We start from the raw sequence: 14,986 nt of genomic DNA, 5'->3' as shown, positions 1-14,986 counted from the left end.
GAGTTCGAGAAGGCGGCCGTCCTGCGCGATCAGCTCGGCGCGCTGGAGTCGGCCACCGAGCGGAACGCGATCGTGCTCGGGGACGGCACGGACGCCGACGTCATCGCGCTCGCCGCCGACGAACTGGAGGTGGCGATCCAGGTGTTCCACGTGCGCTCGGGCCGTGTCCGCGGCGAGCGCGGCTGGGTCGCCGACCGCGCCGACGATTCCAGCCTCGCCGAGCTCATCGAGTCGTTCTGCCTGCAGCTCTACAGCAACCCCGAGATCGAGGTGAGCGGGGGCGTCCCCAAGGAAGTGTTGCTGCCCGTCGAACCGGCGTCCGGCAAGGCGCTCGAGGAGTTGTTGGTCGAGGTGCGCGGCGGCCGCGTCCGGGTGCACGTGCCGCAGCGGGGCGACAAGCGGGCGCTGCTGGAGACGGTCGGCCGGAACGCGCAGGAGGCGCTGGTCCTGCACAAGACGAAGCGCGCCGCCGACCTCGAGACCCGGAACCGGGCGCTCGAGGAGCTCCAGGACGCCCTCGAACTGGACGCCCCACCGCTGCGCATCGAGTGCTACGACATCAGCCACCTGCAGGGCACCGAGGTGGTCGGGTCGATGGTCGTGTTCGAGGACGGCCTCTCGCGCCGCTCGGAGTACCGGCGGTTCATCATCAAGACGGTCGAGGGCTCCAACGACGTGGGTGCGATCCACGAAGTCATCACGCGGCGGTTCCGCCGCTACCTCGATGACCAGGCCTCGCTCACCGGGGAGGGGGCGATGCTGGTCGACGCCACCACCGGCGCGGCGCGCAAGTTCGCCTACAAGCCGTCGCTCGTCGTCGTCGACGGTGGTGCACCCCAGGTCGCGGCGGCCCGAGCGGCCATGGACGCCCTCGGCGTCACCGACGTCCCCCTCATCGGGCTCGCCAAGCGACTGGAGGAGGTGTGGCTGCCCGGCGAGGAGTTCCCGCTGATCCTGCCGCGCGCCTCGGAGGGGCTGTTCCTCCTGCAGCGCGCTCGCGACGAGGCCCACCGCTTCGCCATCACCCACCACCGGGGCCGGCGTAGCGCCTCGATGGTCGAGTCGCTGCTCGACGGCGTCCCTGGGTTGGGGGAGTTGCGGCGCAAAGCGCTCCTCAAGCACTTCGGGTCGTTGAAGAAGCTGCGGGCCGCCGAGGTGGGGGACATCGCGGCCGTTCCGGGCATCGGGCCGCGCACGGCGCAGGCCGTCAAGGACGCCCTCGCCGCCACCGAGCAGCCCGAGGCCGTCAACACGGCCACCGGCGAGATCCTGGAGTGATAGGGGTCCACTTCCCTGACCCCCACGCACGGTCCTCCCCCGCACGCACTTGCCTCGCCGCCACGCACTTGCCTCGCGTTGCAACGGTAGGTAAGTCGCCCGACGCGCGGGGAGTGCCCGAACGCCACCCGAGTGCGGCTCCGCGAGGAGATGGGAGGCGAATGTCGGCGATAATGACCCCATGAGTGGGGCGTCGTTGCGGTTCATCGCGATCACGGGCATGTCGGGGGCCGGACGCCGCACCGCGGCGCACACGCTCGAGGACCTCGGCTGGTACGTCGTCGACAATCTGCCGCCCACTCTGCTCAGCCAGCTCGCGACCTCGGCGCAGCGCGACGGCTACGACAAGGTCGCCGTGGTGCTCGACGTGCGCACCCGCAAGCAGTTCGACGAGATCCCCGCAGCGTTCGACGCGCTCAACACGCAGGGCATCTGGCCCCAGATCCTGTTCCTCGAGGCGTCCGACGAAGTGATCGTGCGCCGGCAGGAGTCGGTGCGGCGACCGCACCCGCTCCAGGGCGACGGCCCGCTCCTCGACGGCATCCACCGGGAGCGGGAGATGCTCGCCATGCTCCGTGCGGGCGCCGACATGGTGCTCGACACCTCCGACCTGAACGTCCACCAGCTCACCAGCCGGGTGGCGTTCGCGTTCAACACGGCCGACGACCGGCAGTTCCGCCTCACGCTCATGTCGTTCGGCTTCAAGAACGGCCTGCCCGTCGACGCCGACATGGTGCTCGACGTGCGGTTCCTGCCCAACCCGCACTGGATCCCCGAACTACGCCCGCAGACGGGCCTGTCGCAGGCGGTGTCGGGTTACGTGCTCAGACAGGATGCCGCGGGGCCGTGGCTCGAGGCGGTCCGGGCGATGCTCGGCCAGGTCATCCCCGGCTACCAGCAGGAGGGCAAGCGTCTCGCCACCCTTGCGGTCGGCTGCACCGGGGGCAAGCATCGCTCCACGTCGATGGCCGAGGAGCTGGCCCGCCGCCTGCGCACCGACGGCGTCGAGGTGCACGTCGTGCATCGCGACCTCGGTCTCGAGTGACCCCGATGCTCTCGGCCGGCGTTCCGCGCGTGGTCGCCCTCGGCGGCGGTCACGGCCTCGCCGCGACCCTCCAGGCGCTGCGCCGGGTGACGTCGCAGATCACGGCGATCGTGACGGTGGCCGACGACGGCGGCTCGTCCGGACGCCTCCGGGCCGAGTTCGACATCCTGCCGCCCGGCGATCTGCGGATGGCGCTCGCCGCCCTGTGCGGTGACGACGCGGACGGACGGCTGTGGGCGGACGTCCTGCAGTCCCGCTTCGGCGGCGACGGCCCCCTTGCCGGGCATGCGATCGGCAACCTGCTGATCGCGGGCATCTGGCAGCGTCTCGGCGATCCGGTCGCCGGTCTCGACATGGTGGGGCGCCTGCTGGGCGCCCAGGGCCGGGTGCTGCCGATGGCTGCGGTACCGCTGGCCATCGAGGCCGACGTCATCGGGCTCGATCCCGACCATCCCGACGAGCACGGTCTGGTCACCGGACAGGCTCACGTGGCGGTGACCAAGGGCTTCATCCAGGAGGTGCGGCTGATCCCCGGACGCCCCCCGGCGTGCCCCGAGTCGGTCGCCGCCGTGCGGCAGGCGGACGCCGTCGTGCTCGGCCCCGGTTCGTGGTTCACCTCGGTGGTGCCACACCTGCTCGTCCCCGAACTCGCGGAGGCTCTCGTCGACACCTCCGCGCGGCGCGTCCTCAACCTCAACGTGGTGTCGTCGTCCGAGATGGCCGAGTACTCGGCGTCCGGGCATCTCGAGGTGATCGCCGAACACGCCCCGAAGCTCCGGTTCGACACGATCATCTGCGACCCCACGATGGCCGCCGGCGATCCGCACCTCGAGCGGTACGCCGAGTCCCTGGGCGCGGAGTTGCGGGTGTCGCGGGTGCGGGCGCGGGACGGGTCTCCTCGTCACGACGTCAACCGACTGGCCTCGGTCTTTGCCGACGTGCTCGGTCGGTAGGCTGGCGCGCATGGCCCTCACCGCAGACGTCAAGGAAGAGCTCGCAGCCGTCGAGATCACCAAGCCCGCCTGCCGCAAGGCGGAGGTGGCCGCCATGCTGCGGTTCGCGGGCAGCCTGCATCTGGTCGGGGGAAAGATCATGGTGGAGGCCGACCTCGACACCGGCGCCGCCGCCCGCCGCCTGCGCAACACGATCTTCGACCTGTTCGGGCTGACCTGCGAGTTCGTGGTCATCACGCCGAGCGGACTGCGCAAGAGCACCCGGTACGTGGTGCGGCTCATCCGTGGCGGTGATTCCCTCGCCCGCCAGACGGGTCTCGTCGACGCACGCGGACGCCCCGTGCGCGGTCTGCCCGCCGCCGTGGTCAGCGGGGGCCTCGACGTGGCGACCGCCGTGTGGCGCGGCGCATTTCTGGCGCACGGCTCCCTGACCGAGCCGGGCCGGTCGATGTCGCTCGAGGTCACGTGTCCCGGCTCTGAGTCCGCCCTCGCGCTCGTCGGCGCCGCCCGCAGGCTCGGCGTCCAGGCCAAACCGCGCGAGGTCCGCGGGGTCGATCGGGTCGTCATCCGCGACGGCGACGCGATCGCAGCCATGCTCACGCGCCTCGGCGCCCACGAGACGCTGCTGGCCTGGGAGGAGCGCCGCATCCGGCGCGAGGTGAAGGCGTCCGCGAACCGGTTGGCCAACTTCGACGACGCCAACCTGCGCCGTTCGGCCCGAGCCGCCGTCGCGGCCGGAGCCCGCGTCGAGCGGGCGCTCGAGATCCTCGGCGACCAGGTGCCCGACCACCTCCGCATCGCGGGCCAGCTCCGCCTCGCGCACAAGCAGGCGAGCCTCGAGGAGCTCGGCCAGCTACACGAGCCGCCCCTCACGAAGGACGCCGTCGCCGGCCGGATCCGGCGGTTGCTGGCCACGGCGGACAAGCGCGCGCAGGAGCTCGGCATCCCCGGGACCGAGGCCAACCTGAGCCCCGACATGCTGGATGACGACGTCTGATCCGACGTCGGGGACGGATTATGTCCATCGTTTGACCTAGGTAACGGGTTGATCTCGGTGAAGGCTCCCCGAGCGCCCGCGAGGGGCGGATTTACGCGCTAGGGTTGTCCCTGTCCAGTCCCGTCGTAGTGGCGGGAAGTTCCCTTCGAAGGAGACACCGACACATGACTGTCAAGGTTGGTATCAACGGCTTCGGCCGCATCGGCCGCAACTTCTTCCGCGCCATGCTGGAGCAGGGCGCCGATCTCGATGTGGTCGCCGTTAACGACCTCACCGACAACAAGACGCTCGCCCACCTCCTCAAGTACGACTCGATCCTCGGCCGCTTCAGCGGTGAGGTCAGCTACGACGACGAGGGCATCGTGGTCGACGGTAAGCACATCAAGGTGCTCGCCGAGCGCGACCCCGCGAACCTGCCGTGGGGCGAACTGGGTGTCGAGATCGTGGTCGAGTCGACCGGCTTCTTCACCGACGCCACCAAGGCCAAGGCTCACATCGACGGCGGCGCCAAGAAGGTCATCATCTCCGCTCCGGCGAAGAACGAGGACGGCACGTTCGTCATCGGCGTGAACGAGGACAAGTACGACTCGGCGACGATGAACATCATCTCGAACGCGTCCTGCACGACCAACTGCCTCGCGCCGCTGGCCAAGGTGCTGAACGACGAGTTCGGCATCGTCCAGGGCATCATGACCACGATCCACTCGTACACGGGTGACCAGCGCCTGCTCGACGCGCCGCACAGCGACCTGCGCCGCGCCCGCGCCGCCGCCCTGTCGATGATCCCCACCAAGACCGGTGCCGCCCAGGCCGTCGCCCTGGTGCTCCCCGAGCTGAAGGGCAAGTTCGACGGTCTCGCCGTTCGCGTCCCGACGCCCACCGGCTCGCTGACCGACCTCACCTTCCAGGCCGAGAAGGAGGTCTCCGTCGACGCCGTCAAGGCCGCCGTCAAGAAGGCCGCCGAGGGCCCGCTCAAGGGCGTCCTGGTCTACACCGAGGATCCGATCGTCTCCGCCGACATCGTGGGCGACCCGGCGTCGTCCATCTTCGACGCCAACGAGACCAAGGTCATCGGCAACCTGGTCAAGGTCCTGTCCTGGTACGACAACGAGTGGGGCTACAGCAACCGTCTGGTCGACCTGACCGAGCTGGTCGCCGAGAAGCTCTGACCTGTTCTCACCATCAGTGATCCACCCGGGGTGGGGCGCCACCGGCGCTCCACCCCGGTGTGGTTCCACCCCTCCATCCACGGAACATCGAAAGGGAATGACAGTGAAGTCCGTCAAGGATCTGGGCGATCTCAAGGGCAAGCGGGTCCTCATCCGCTGCGATTTCAACGTGCCGCTGGACGGCGACACGATCACCGACGACGGCCGCATCAAGGCCGCTCTGCCGACCCTCAAGGAGCTCGTCGGCGCTGGCGCGAAGGTCGTCGTCATGGCGCACCTCGGCCGCCCGAAGGGCGAGGTCAACACCAAGTACTCGCTGGCTCCCGTCGCCAAGCGCCTCGGTGAGCTCATCGACGCCCCCGTGACGCTTGCGGGTGACGTCGTCGGCCCGTCGGCCGCCGAGACCGTGGCGGCCCTGGGTGACGGCGAGATCGCGTTGTTGGAGAACGTCCGCTACGAGAAGGCCGAGGAGAGCAAGGACGAGGCCGAGCGCCAGGCGCTGGCCGCCAAGTATGCCGAGTTCGGCGACGTGTTCGTGTCCGACGGCTTCGGCGTCGTCCACCGCAAGCAGGCGTCCGTGTACGACGTCGCGAAGCTCCTGCCGAACGCTGCTGGCTACCTCGTCGCGAAGGAGGTCGACGTCCTCAAGAAGCTGACGGAGACCCCCGAGCGCCCGTACGTCGTCGTCCTCGGCGGCGCCAAGGTCGCCGACAAGCTGAGCGTCATCGACAACCTGCTGAAGGTCGCCGACACCCTCATCATCGGTGGTGGCATGGGCTACACCTTCCTCAAGGCCGAGGGCCTCGAGGTCGGCACCTCCATCCTCGACTCCGAGAAGATCGACACCGTCAAGGGCTACATGAGCCAGGCCGAAGCCGAGGGCAAGAAGATCCTCATCCCGACGGACGCCGTCGTCACGCCCGAGTTCGGCGACGCCGAGCACAAGTCGACGGTCGCTGCGGGCGCCATCCCCGCCGACCAGATGGGTCTCGACATCGGCCCCGACACCGCCGAGGCGTACGCCGCGGCGATCAAGGAGGCCAAGACGGTGTTCTGGAACGGCCCGATGGGCGTGTTCGAGAACCCGGCGTTCGCCGACGGCACCCTGGCCGTGGCGAAGGCCCTCGCCGAGACCGACGCCTTCACGGTCGTTGGCGGCGGCGACTCGGCCGCAGCCGTGCGGCAGCTGGGCTTCTCGGACGACCAGTTCGGCCACATCTCCACCGGCGGCGGCGCGTCGCTGGAGTACCTGGAGGGCAAGGTGCTCCCGGGTCTCGACGTCCTCGAAGGGAACTGAACCATGGCGAACCGCACCCCGCTGATGGCGGGCAACTGGAAGATGAATCTCGACCATGTCGAGGCCACCGGCGTCGTGCAGAAGCTGGCCTGGTCGCTGACCGACGCCAAGTACGACGCGTCGAAGTCCGAAGCCGCAGTGATAGTTCCGTTCACCGACCTTCGCACCGTGCAGACGTTGGTCGAGGGCGACAAGCTCCCGATCACCTACGGCGCCCAGGACATCTCCGTCCACGCCAAGGGCGCCTACACGGGCGAGATCTCGGCCGCCATGCTCAGCAAGCTCAACGTGAAGTATGTGGTGGTCGGGCATTCCGAGCGCCGCGACTACCACGGCGAGACCGACGAGGTCATCAACGAGAAGGCAAAGGTCGTCCTCGCGGCCGGCATGACGCCGATCATCTGCGTTGGCGAGAAGCTCGATGTCCGCAAGGCCGGCGAGCACGTGCCGTTCGTGCTGGCTCAGGTCGACAAGGTGCTCGAGGGCCTCACCCCCGAGCAGGTCGGTTCCCTCGTCGTGGCCTACGAGCCTGTCTGGGCGATCGGCACCGGCGAGGTCGCGACCCCTGAGGACGCCCAGGAGGTCTGTGGCGCGATCCGTGGCCGCGTGGCCGAGCTCTTCGGTCAGGACGCCGCGGACGCCGTCCGCATCCAGTACGGCGGCTCGGTCAAGTCCTCCAGCGCCCCCGACATCATGGCCCAGCCTGATGTCGACGGCGCCCTCGTCGGTGGCGCGAGCCTCGACCCGGAGGAGTTCGCCAAGATCGTCCTCTTCTACCAGGCCTGATCCGCAACGCCTGCGCGCGGCCCCCGTTCCGTCGGTTCGGAACGGGGGCCGCGCTGGGTTAGAATCATCCGGTGACTCTCGTGCCTCTGCTGACCTGGCCGATCCTGACCGTGTCGATCCTGCTCTCGATCACGAGCGTCGCCCTCGCCTTGTTCATTCTGCTGCACAAGAACCGGGGTGGCGGCATGTCCGACCTCTTCGGCGGCGGCATGAGCTCGAGCATGGGTGGCACATCGGTGGCCGAGCGGAACCTCGACCGGTTGACGATCATCGTGGGGGTGCTGTGGTTCGGTTGCATCCTCGCCCTGCTCGCCCTCTACCGCTACTTCCCGGACTTCGGCACGCTCTGATTTCCCCACGCCGTTCGGCGTCCGACACTCAACGAAGGAGACATCGGTGGTCGGTGGTAGTGCGATCCGCGGGAGCCGCGTCGGTGCGGGCCCGATGGGGGAGGCGGAGCGGGGCGACGCGGCCCCGCGGCTGTACGTCTCCTACTACTGCAGCAACGGTCACGAGACCAGGCCGGCGTTCGCCGCGGACGCGCAGGTCCCCGAGACCTGGGACTGCCCCCGCTGTGGGCTGCCCGCCAACCTCGACTCCGAGAACCCGCCGCCGCCGCCGAAGATCACCCCGTACAAGACGCACCTGGCTTACGTGAAGGAGCGGCGCACCGACTCCGAGGCCGCCGCGATCCTTGCCGAGGCCCTCGCCACCCTGCGTGCCCGCCGCGCCGCGGGAGAGGTCATCTACTAGCCGCGGCGCAAGGCCAACGGGCGCGATCGGCGTCAGAAGCTGCACTCGTGGTACGGCAGATCGGACGCGGCCGAGCGGTCCAACAGCCACAGCGTGCGCTCGCGCCCGCGGACGACGCCCGCGGGCACCGTCGGGTCGCCGCCGACGGACCGGCGCACGGCGTCCGCCTTGTCCGCACCGCCGACGAGGAACCAGATCTGGCGGCTCGTGTTCAGGGCCTGAATGGTCAGACTGATGCGTTCCGACGGGGGCTTCGGTGAATCCGTGACACCGACGACCGCATGACTGGTCGCCTCGAACGAGGGGTGGTTCGGGAAGATCGACGCCACGTGTCCGTCGGTGCCCATGCCGAGCAGGCAGATGTCGAACGTGACGTTCTCCAACTCCTTGGCGTACGACGCGGCGACGGCGGTGGCGTCCGCGAACCCGTCCTTCGCCGACATGGGGTGAGTCTGCGCCGACGTGAGTGGCAGCTTGCCCGCCAGGATGGCCAGCGTGTGGCCGGCGTTGCGGTCGGGGTCCTCGGTAGGCACGAACCGCTCGTCGCCCCACCACAACTCCAGTCGCCGCGGGTCGAGCCCCGAGCCCTCCAGCTGGTCGCAGAGCGCCGCGTAGATGCGGTTGGCGATGCGACCACCCGTCAGGCACAGGTGCACGTTGCCCTCCCGCTCCGCCTGGATCGCCACCAGGTTGGCCAGCAGGCGTTCGGCCGCGCCGTCGACGAGGTCGGGGCCGGTCGCGTAGCGAGCGACGGACTCGACGGCAGTGTTCTCAGCCACGAGCCGATCCTAACCCGCGCCCCTGCCGCCGAGGGCGGCGGCCACGGTTTCGGTGAGTTCGGTCCAGCTCGCCGCGAACTTGTCCACGCCTTCTCGTTCGAGCACGGCGAACACGTCGGCCAGGTCCACGCCCGCTGCTGCGATGGATTCCAGCACCCGGACGCCGTCGGCCGCGGTCCCCGGCATCGGCGTCCCGATCTCGCCGTGATCGGCATACGCGACGAGCGTCTTCTCGGGCATCGTGTTGACGACGCCCGGCGCCACCAGCTCGGACACGTAGAGCGTGTCCGGGTAGGCGGGGTTCTTGACGCCCGTCGACGCCCACAGGGGTCGCTGCGGGTGGGCACCCTTGGCGGCCAGCGCCGCGAACCGCTCGCCACCGAACACCTCGTCGTAGGCCCCCAGCGCCGTCTGGGCGTTCGCGATGCCTGCCCGGCCCTTCAGTTCGGCTGCACCGGCGGCGTCCAACCGCTGGTCGACCTCGACATCGACGCGGCTGATGAAGAACGACGCCACCGAGTGGATGCCGCCCAGGTCGATCCCGGCAGCGTCGGCCATCTCGAGGCCGGTGAGATAGGCGTCCATGACCTCGCGGTAGCGGTCGACGGAGAAGATCAGGGTGACGTTCACGCTGATCCCCGCGGCGAGGGTCTCGGCGATCGCGGGCAGGCCCTCCGGCGTGGCCGGGATCTTGATGAGGACGCCGTCGCGATCGACGAGGCGGTGCAGTTCGCGCGCCTGTGCGATGGTGCCCCGCGTGTCGTGGGCGAGGGTGGGCGCCACCTCGATCGACACGCGGCCGTCGACGCCGCCCGTGGCGGTGTGGACGCCGGCCAGCACGTCACAGGCGTCGCGCACGTCGGCGGCGGTGAGCAGTTTGATGGCGTCATCGACGCCGACGGGGGCAAGGTCGGCCACGGCATCGGCGTAGGCACCGGATTGTGCGAGCGCGGCGGCGAAGATCGTGGGGTTCGTGGTGACCCCGGTCACGGACTTCGTCGCGACGAGTTCGGCGAGGTTGCCGCTGATGAGTCGGGAACGGGACAGATCGTCGAGCCAGATGGAAACCCCGGCGCCGGCGAGGGCCGCGAGACGGTCGTTCATGGCTCGACTGTAGCCGCCACAAGGGGCGGGACGCGGAGTCGGGCGGGTGACGCCCGATCGGCTAGACTGCCTCCGACCGCCCGGGCCCCCAGGCCGGCGGCGCCAGCCGGATCCCGTGGAGTCCACATGCACAACGCACCCAGCCGGACCGTGCCCGTCGGCACCGGTCTCGGGGGAGTCGTGCGGGCCTATGTGGGTCTCACCAAGCCGCGGATCATCGAGCTGCTGCTCGTCACCACCATTCCGGCCATGTTCCTCGCCGCCGGCGGCCTGCCGCCGCTGGGGCTGGTGCTGGTCACCTTCGTGGGTGGGACGCTGTCGGCCGCGGCGGCCAACGTCTTCAACTCGGTGCTCGACCGCGACATCGACGCCTCCATGCGGCGCACGCGGCGGCGTCCGATGCCGCGCGACCTGGTGGATCCCCGCGCCGCCTACGCGTTCGCGACCGTCCTCGGGATCGGATCGCTGCTCATGCTCGGGCTCGGCGCCAACTGGTTGTCTGCGGGCCTGTCACTGCTGGCGATGCTCTACTACGTCTTCGTCTACACGATCTGGCTCAAGCGGCGCACGCCGCAGAACATCGTGTGGGGTGGCGTGGCCGGCTGCTTCCCGCCCCTCATCGGCTGGACCGCTGTCACCGGTTCCATCGCCCTCACCCCGCTCGTGCTGTTCGCGATCGTCTTCTTCTGGACGCCGCCGCACACTTGGGCCCTCGGGTTGCGCTATCGCGAGGACTACGCCCGGGTGGACGTCCCGATGCTGCCGGTCGTGGCGTCCGCGCCCGTGGTGACGCGGCAGATCCTCGTCTATGCGGTGCTCACGGTGGCCACGAGTCTGGTGCTGTGGCCGGCGGCGGGCACCGGCTGGCTGTACCCGCTCGTGGCCGGTGCCCTCGGCGCGTGGCTGGTCGTCGAGGCGTTCCAGTTGCTGCGCCGGGCCCGTGCGGGCCAGACCGACGCCGCCCTCAACCCCATGCGGCTGTTCCACTACTCCAACAGTTACCTCGCGCTCGTCTTCATCGCAGCCGCGGTCGACCCGCTCGTCTTCTGAGGCGGTCCCGCGCCGGCGAGCAGCCACAGGTGGCCCAGCGCGGCGGTGAACACGGTGGTGCCCACCATGTGCGCGATCACCACGCCGACGGGCAGGTGCGTGAAGTACTGCACGTAGCCGATGAGACCCTGCAGGAGTTCGGCTGCCAGGAGGCCCTGCCACAGGCGGCGCAGCCGGGTGTCCGACCAGGCCCACAGCAGCCCCAGCAGGGTGAGCGCGAGGAGCCCCCACACCGACCAGGCGTGCACCTTGGCCGTCCACTCGGTCGACAGATCGTTGCGCGCCGCGCCGCCGTCCCCCGCGTGCGGACCAGCGCCGGTCACGACCACCCCGAGCGCCACCACAACGATCCCGAGCGCGAACACGACCTCCGTCAGCCGGGCGAGCCGCAGCGGGGCGGACGCCCTCGGCGTCCGCTGGGCGTCGTGAACGAGCAAGACGCAGGCGAGGATGAGGAACACCGAGACGAACATGTGCAGCCCGACGATCCACGGGTTGAGCTGCAGGAGCACCGAGATGCCGCCCACGACCGCTTGAGCGATGATGCCCAGCCCCACGGCGAACGCGACGACCGGCATCCGCTCCGGCACGCGGCCGGCGCGGGCTTCGCGGCGGGCGAGCAGCCAGGTGGACAGGGCGATGCCGGCGAGCACGAAGGTGAGCAGGCGGTTGCCGAACTCGATGGCGCCGTGGATGCCCATCTCGGGGGTCGCGACGAAGCTGCCGGGCTCGCACTGCGGCCACGTCGGGCAGCCGAGCCCGGAGCCGGTGAGGCGGACGAGGGCGCCGGTCCACACGATGACCATGTTGGCCACGAGCGAGGCGATCGCCAGGCCCCGGAGGGTGGTGCGGGGGGGGCTCGTCACGTCCATCGGAAGGCCTTTCGGGCGAGCAGGAGCGCCAGGGCGGCCCAGGCGGCGACCACGACCAGCGGCATCGGATCGGTGCCGCCCGCCGCCCACGTGCGCAGCGTCTCGCCGAGGGCGCCCGACGGCGTCCACGCGAGCACGGCCGCCGTGGCGGGTGGGTAGGCCGACAGAGGCAGCAGGACGCCGCCGCCCGCGGCCACGAGCAGGTAGATGAGGTTCGCAGCGGCAAGGGTGGCCTCGGCGCGCAGGCGGGAGGCGAGGGTGAGCGCGAAGCTCGCGAACGTGGCGGCGCTCAGCACGGCGACCCCGGCCGCCACGAGGGTCTGGGTGACCGTGGGCATCGGCCGCCAGCCGAGTGCCACCGCGACCCCGGCCAGCAGGGCCAGCTGCCCGGCAGTGACGGTCGCCGTCGCCAGTGCTTTTCCGGTGACCAGGTCGAGGCGCGTCAGGGGCGTGGCGACGAGGCGCTCGAGCACGCCGTAGCGGCGCTCGAAGGCCGTGGTGATGGCCAGCGAGGTGAACGAGGTGGACCACAGCGCCAGTGCCAGCACCGAGGCGGGCAGGAACTGCGGATCGAGGCCGAACTGCGTCCCGAACAGGCGGCCGGCGACCAACACGCCGACCGGGATGACGAGGGCCAGCAACAACTGCTCGCCGTTGCGGAGCGTGAGGGCGGACTCCATGGCGGCGTGGCGGGCGATGCGGCGCCCACGAGGGGCAGCGCCGGCGGCCGGCGTGAGATCGAGGGCGGTCACCGGCCCTCCTGGGTGTGGCGCAGGAAGACGTCCTCCAGGGAACCGTCGACGGTCAGCTCGCCCACGCTTCCGGAGACGGTGACCCGGCCGGCGTCCATGATCCAGACGTGGTGGGCGAGCGCGGCGGCCTCGTCCATGGCGTGGGTGGTGAGCAGGACGGTGACGCCGACGTCCGCGAGCTCCCGCACGAGCGCCCACGTGCGGCGGCGGGCGTGCGGGTCCATGCCCGCGGTGGGCTCGTCGAGGACGACGAGCTCGGGCCTCCCGACCAGCGCCCCGGCGAGATTGACGGCCTGCTGCTGCCCCCCAGACAGGCGCCGGTAGGGCGTGTCGAGGAAGCTGCCGAGCGCGAGGGCGTCGACGAGGGCGTCCACGGGGTGCGGGTGCGCATACAACGACGCGAGGTAGGCGAGCAACTGGCGTGGCCGGACGCCGGACCAGGCGCCGGTCGCCTGCGGCATGAGGCCGAGCCGGACGAGGGCCTCCGGGTGCCCTGCGGGTCGGCCGAGGACGCTGACCGTGCCCGCCTGCGGGGCGATGAGGCCCGTCAGGCAGCGAAGGGTGGTGGTCTTGCCGGCGCCGTTGGGACCGAGCAGGGCCGTGATCTGGCCGGTGCGGGCGCTCAGGCTGAGGTGGTCGAGGATGCGGCGCCCGCCGAGTTCGACGACGACACCGTCGGCGACCAGGGCGGGATCGGCGGGCATGCGGGCCAGTCTAGGCATCGCGGGTGAGCACGGCGTACTCGACCAGCTCCGCCTCGATGTCGGCCACGAACTGCTCGATCTCGTCCTCGGGCACCGGGCCGCCCGCGACCATGCCGTCGGCGCCGAGGAGCACCGCGCTGACCGAACCGCTCAGGCCGAGGGCCGACCGGCTGGTGCTGCGGTGGTCGTACCACGCCCGGTCGCGGACGCCCCAGTCCTCGGGCAGCCCGTCGAGGGGGAAGGTGGTGAACAGGACGACGTCCACCACCTCGAGTCGCTCGGCCCAGGCCCCCAACTGATCCACGGCACCGCGGACGGAACCGCACAAGCATGTGATGGCCACGACGAGGGTCGGGCGGTACATCGCCAGTTCGGCCAGCGTGCGCGGCTTGCCCTCGGCATTGATGACGATGCCGCTCGGGATCGGCTTGCGCTCGTAGGCGAGCTCGTCCTCGACGACGGCGGGCGCGGCCTCAGACGTCGGGGTGGGTGTCGGGGCAGGTGCCGTCGCCTCGGCGCCGAGGGCGGCGGCCAGCTCACGGACAGCGGTCTCGCCCACGGCCGCCCACCCCACCGTGCCGTTGCGGTCGACGTGCACGGCGCTCGGCGTGCTGCCGCCGAACAGGGCGAGGCCGACGTTGCCGTCGTTGTCGGTGAGATGCAGGTCGCGGACGCCGTCGTGCGCCCACTCCGCCGGGTTCACGGCATCGTGGTAGACGGGCCTGATCGTCACGCCCGGCAGAGCGGCGCGCCAGGCGGCAAGGTCCTTTGCGACGCGTTCACAGCCGCCGCAACCGGGGGTGACGAACAGCAAGAGCGTGTCCGGGAGCCGCCCCAGCGAGTACGGGGTCCCGGTGGCCGCCTCGCGCAGCACAAGGTGATTGGCGTAGGTGACGGTGGCAGCGGCGTCCGCTGTCGGACCGCCGGCGCGGCCGAGGACGAGGACGCCGACGGCCCCGGCCAGGGCGGCGGCGAGGATCCAGCCGATGGCCCCAGGGGTGGCGAGCAGGACGTCTGCCGTCGAGACCCCGCCGAGCGCCCCGGCGAGGCCGGCGGTGGCGGTGCCGACGAGGACGGAGTTGCGGACGAGCGTGCGCCGGCTGACATCGTGGTCGCCGATGCGGCCGAAGCAGCCGCAGCGCACAGGCACGGCGAAGCCGAGGGCGCGGCCGATGATGACGAGGTAGGCGACGAACAGCACCAGGGTGGCCAGCAGCGTGAGCACCAGCACCCAGCCGGCTCCCACCACGATGAGGGCGCCGAGGACCAGCTCTGCCCACGGCAGCAAGGTGGGCGCGGGGGAGTCGGCGAGCGCGCGCGGCAAGCGGAGGGCGGCGAAGGCGTCCCGTGTGGCCTCGGGCTCACGCGCCTTGGCGAGTCCGCTCAGGATCAGGACGGCGGCGCAGAGCAGCTGGGCGACGACGAGGAACGACCACACGGTTGACCA

Annotated in this window: 16 protein-coding genes; 10 read left to right on the top strand and 6 right to left on the bottom strand. The window is 70.7% G+C overall.

Features of this window, described 5'->3' with window-relative positions; genetic code table 11:
• The 9 genes from uvrC to Q1K57_RS05945 all read left to right on the top strand — a co-directional run.
• A partial coding sequence (gene uvrC, locus Q1K57_RS05985; RefSeq protein WP_300079984.1) for an excinuclease ABC subunit UvrC occupies nt 1-1,278 on the top strand: 1,278 nt, incomplete at its 5' end.
• Between the two features lie 181 nt (nt 1,279-1,459).
• Complete coding sequence (gene rapZ / locus Q1K57_RS05980) at nt 1,460-2,323, top strand: RNase adapter RapZ (protein ID WP_300079982.1); 864 nt, start codon at nt 1,460-1,462, stop codon at nt 2,321-2,323.
• Nucleotides 2,324-2,328: 5 nt separating this feature from the next.
• Nucleotides 2,329-3,276: a uridine diphosphate-N-acetylglucosamine-binding protein YvcK gene (gene yvcK / locus Q1K57_RS05975; RefSeq protein WP_300079980.1), complete on the top strand. Its 948-nt coding sequence runs from the start codon at nt 2,329-2,331 to the stop codon at nt 3,274-3,276.
• 10 nt (nt 3,277-3,286) lie between these two features.
• Nucleotides 3,287-4,273: a DNA-binding protein WhiA gene (whiA, locus tag Q1K57_RS05970; protein WP_300079978.1), complete on the top strand. Its 987-nt coding sequence runs from the start codon at nt 3,287-3,289 to the stop codon at nt 4,271-4,273.
• A 164-nt stretch (nt 4,274-4,437) separates the two neighbouring features.
• Nucleotides 4,438-5,442, top strand: coding sequence for a type I glyceraldehyde-3-phosphate dehydrogenase (gene gap / locus Q1K57_RS05965; RefSeq protein ID WP_300079977.1), 1,005 nt, complete (start codon nt 4,438-4,440; stop codon nt 5,440-5,442).
• Between the two features lie 103 nt (nt 5,443-5,545).
• Complete coding sequence (locus Q1K57_RS05960; protein WP_300079975.1) at nt 5,546-6,739, top strand: phosphoglycerate kinase; 1,194 nt, start codon at nt 5,546-5,548, stop codon at nt 6,737-6,739.
• Between the two features lie 3 nt (nt 6,740-6,742).
• Nucleotides 6,743-7,525, top strand: coding sequence for a triose-phosphate isomerase (gene tpiA, locus Q1K57_RS05955; protein ID WP_300079973.1), 783 nt, complete (start codon nt 6,743-6,745; stop codon nt 7,523-7,525).
• Between the two features lie 71 nt (nt 7,526-7,596).
• Nucleotides 7,597-7,875, top strand: a complete 279-nt coding sequence (secG, locus tag Q1K57_RS05950) for a preprotein translocase subunit SecG (protein ID WP_300079971.1) — start codon at nt 7,597-7,599, stop codon at nt 7,873-7,875.
• A 46-nt stretch (nt 7,876-7,921) separates the two neighbouring features.
• Nucleotides 7,922-8,278: an RNA polymerase-binding protein RbpA gene (locus Q1K57_RS05945; protein WP_300079970.1), complete on the top strand. Its 357-nt coding sequence runs from the start codon at nt 7,922-7,924 to the stop codon at nt 8,276-8,278.
• A 32-nt stretch (nt 8,279-8,310) separates the two neighbouring features.
• Here the strand turns inward: Q1K57_RS05945 and pgl are convergent, their stop codons facing one another.
• Nucleotides 8,311-9,057, bottom strand: coding sequence for a 6-phosphogluconolactonase (gene pgl / locus Q1K57_RS05940; RefSeq protein WP_300079969.1), 747 nt, complete (start codon nt 9,055-9,057; stop codon nt 8,311-8,313).
• Between the two features lie 9 nt (nt 9,058-9,066).
• The gene (gene tal, locus Q1K57_RS05935) at nt 9,067-10,161 is read right to left on the bottom strand and encodes a transaldolase (protein ID WP_300079967.1); all 1,095 of its coding nucleotides are present in this window, start codon (nt 10,159-10,161) and stop codon (nt 9,067-9,069) included.
• A 126-nt stretch (nt 10,162-10,287) separates the two neighbouring features.
• Between tal and Q1K57_RS05930 the strand changes: the two genes are divergently transcribed.
• Nucleotides 10,288-11,211 carry a heme o synthase gene (locus tag Q1K57_RS05930; protein ID WP_366525342.1) on the top strand — a complete coding sequence of 308 codons (924 nt, stop codon included), beginning with the start codon at nt 10,288-10,290 and terminating at the stop codon, nt 11,209-11,211.
• Here Q1K57_RS05930 and Q1K57_RS05925 read toward each other — a convergent pair.
• The 4 genes from Q1K57_RS05925 to Q1K57_RS05910 are packed head-to-tail and all read right to left on the bottom strand — an operon-like array spanning nt 11,160 to nt 14,977.
• Nucleotides 11,160-12,077 carry a COX15/CtaA family protein gene (locus Q1K57_RS05925; protein ID WP_300079966.1) on the bottom strand — a complete coding sequence of 306 codons (918 nt, stop codon included), beginning with the start codon at nt 12,075-12,077 and terminating at the stop codon, nt 11,160-11,162. The genes Q1K57_RS05930 and Q1K57_RS05925 overlap by 52 nt on opposite strands.
• Nucleotides 12,074-12,835, bottom strand: coding sequence for an ABC transporter permease (locus Q1K57_RS05920; protein WP_300079964.1), 762 nt, complete (start codon nt 12,833-12,835; stop codon nt 12,074-12,076). Before Q1K57_RS05920 ends, Q1K57_RS05925 begins: the two co-directional genes overlap by 4 nt.
• The gene (locus Q1K57_RS05915) at nt 12,832-13,539 is read right to left on the bottom strand and encodes an ABC transporter ATP-binding protein (RefSeq protein ID WP_300079963.1); all 708 of its coding nucleotides are present in this window, start codon (nt 13,537-13,539) and stop codon (nt 12,832-12,834) included. The genes Q1K57_RS05920 and Q1K57_RS05915 overlap by 4 nt, the downstream gene beginning before the upstream one ends.
• 10 nt (nt 13,540-13,549) lie before the next feature.
• Nucleotides 13,550-14,977, bottom strand: coding sequence for a MauE/DoxX family redox-associated membrane protein (locus tag Q1K57_RS05910; protein ID WP_300079962.1), 1,428 nt, complete (start codon nt 14,975-14,977; stop codon nt 13,550-13,552).
• Nucleotides 14,978-14,986: the final 9 nt, after the last annotated feature.

Origin of the sequence: Propioniciclava sp., assembly GCF_029977985.1 — a bacterium.
Classification (GTDB): Bacteria; Actinomycetota; Actinomycetes; order Propionibacteriales; family Propionibacteriaceae; genus Propioniciclava.
The sequence above is the reverse complement of the archived record's forward strand: the minus strand, read 5'-3'. Positions and strand labels throughout refer to the sequence as shown.

Coding starts and splice junctions, on each gene's coding strand:
- Q1K57_RS05915 (WP_300079963.1), bottom strand. CDS start 13,539: ATGCCCGCCGATCCCGCCCTGGTCGCCGACGGTGTCGTCGTCGAACTC.
- tpiA (WP_300079973.1), top strand. CDS start 6,743: ATGGCGAACCGCACCCCGCTGATGGCGGGCAACTGGAAGATGAATCTC.
- tal (WP_300079967.1), bottom strand. CDS start 10,161: ATGAACGACCGTCTCGCGGCCCTCGCCGGCGCCGGGGTTTCCATCTGG.
- whiA (WP_300079978.1), top strand. CDS start 3,287: ATGGCCCTCACCGCAGACGTCAAGGAAGAGCTCGCAGCCGTCGAGATC.
- gap (WP_300079977.1), top strand. CDS start 4,438: ATGACTGTCAAGGTTGGTATCAACGGCTTCGGCCGCATCGGCCGCAAC.
- Q1K57_RS05930 (WP_366525342.1), top strand. CDS start 10,288: ATGCACAACGCACCCAGCCGGACCGTGCCCGTCGGCACCGGTCTCGGG.
- yvcK (WP_300079980.1), top strand. CDS start 2,329: ATGCTCTCGGCCGGCGTTCCGCGCGTGGTCGCCCTCGGCGGCGGTCAC.
- rapZ (WP_300079982.1), top strand. CDS start 1,460: ATGAGTGGGGCGTCGTTGCGGTTCATCGCGATCACGGGCATGTCGGGG.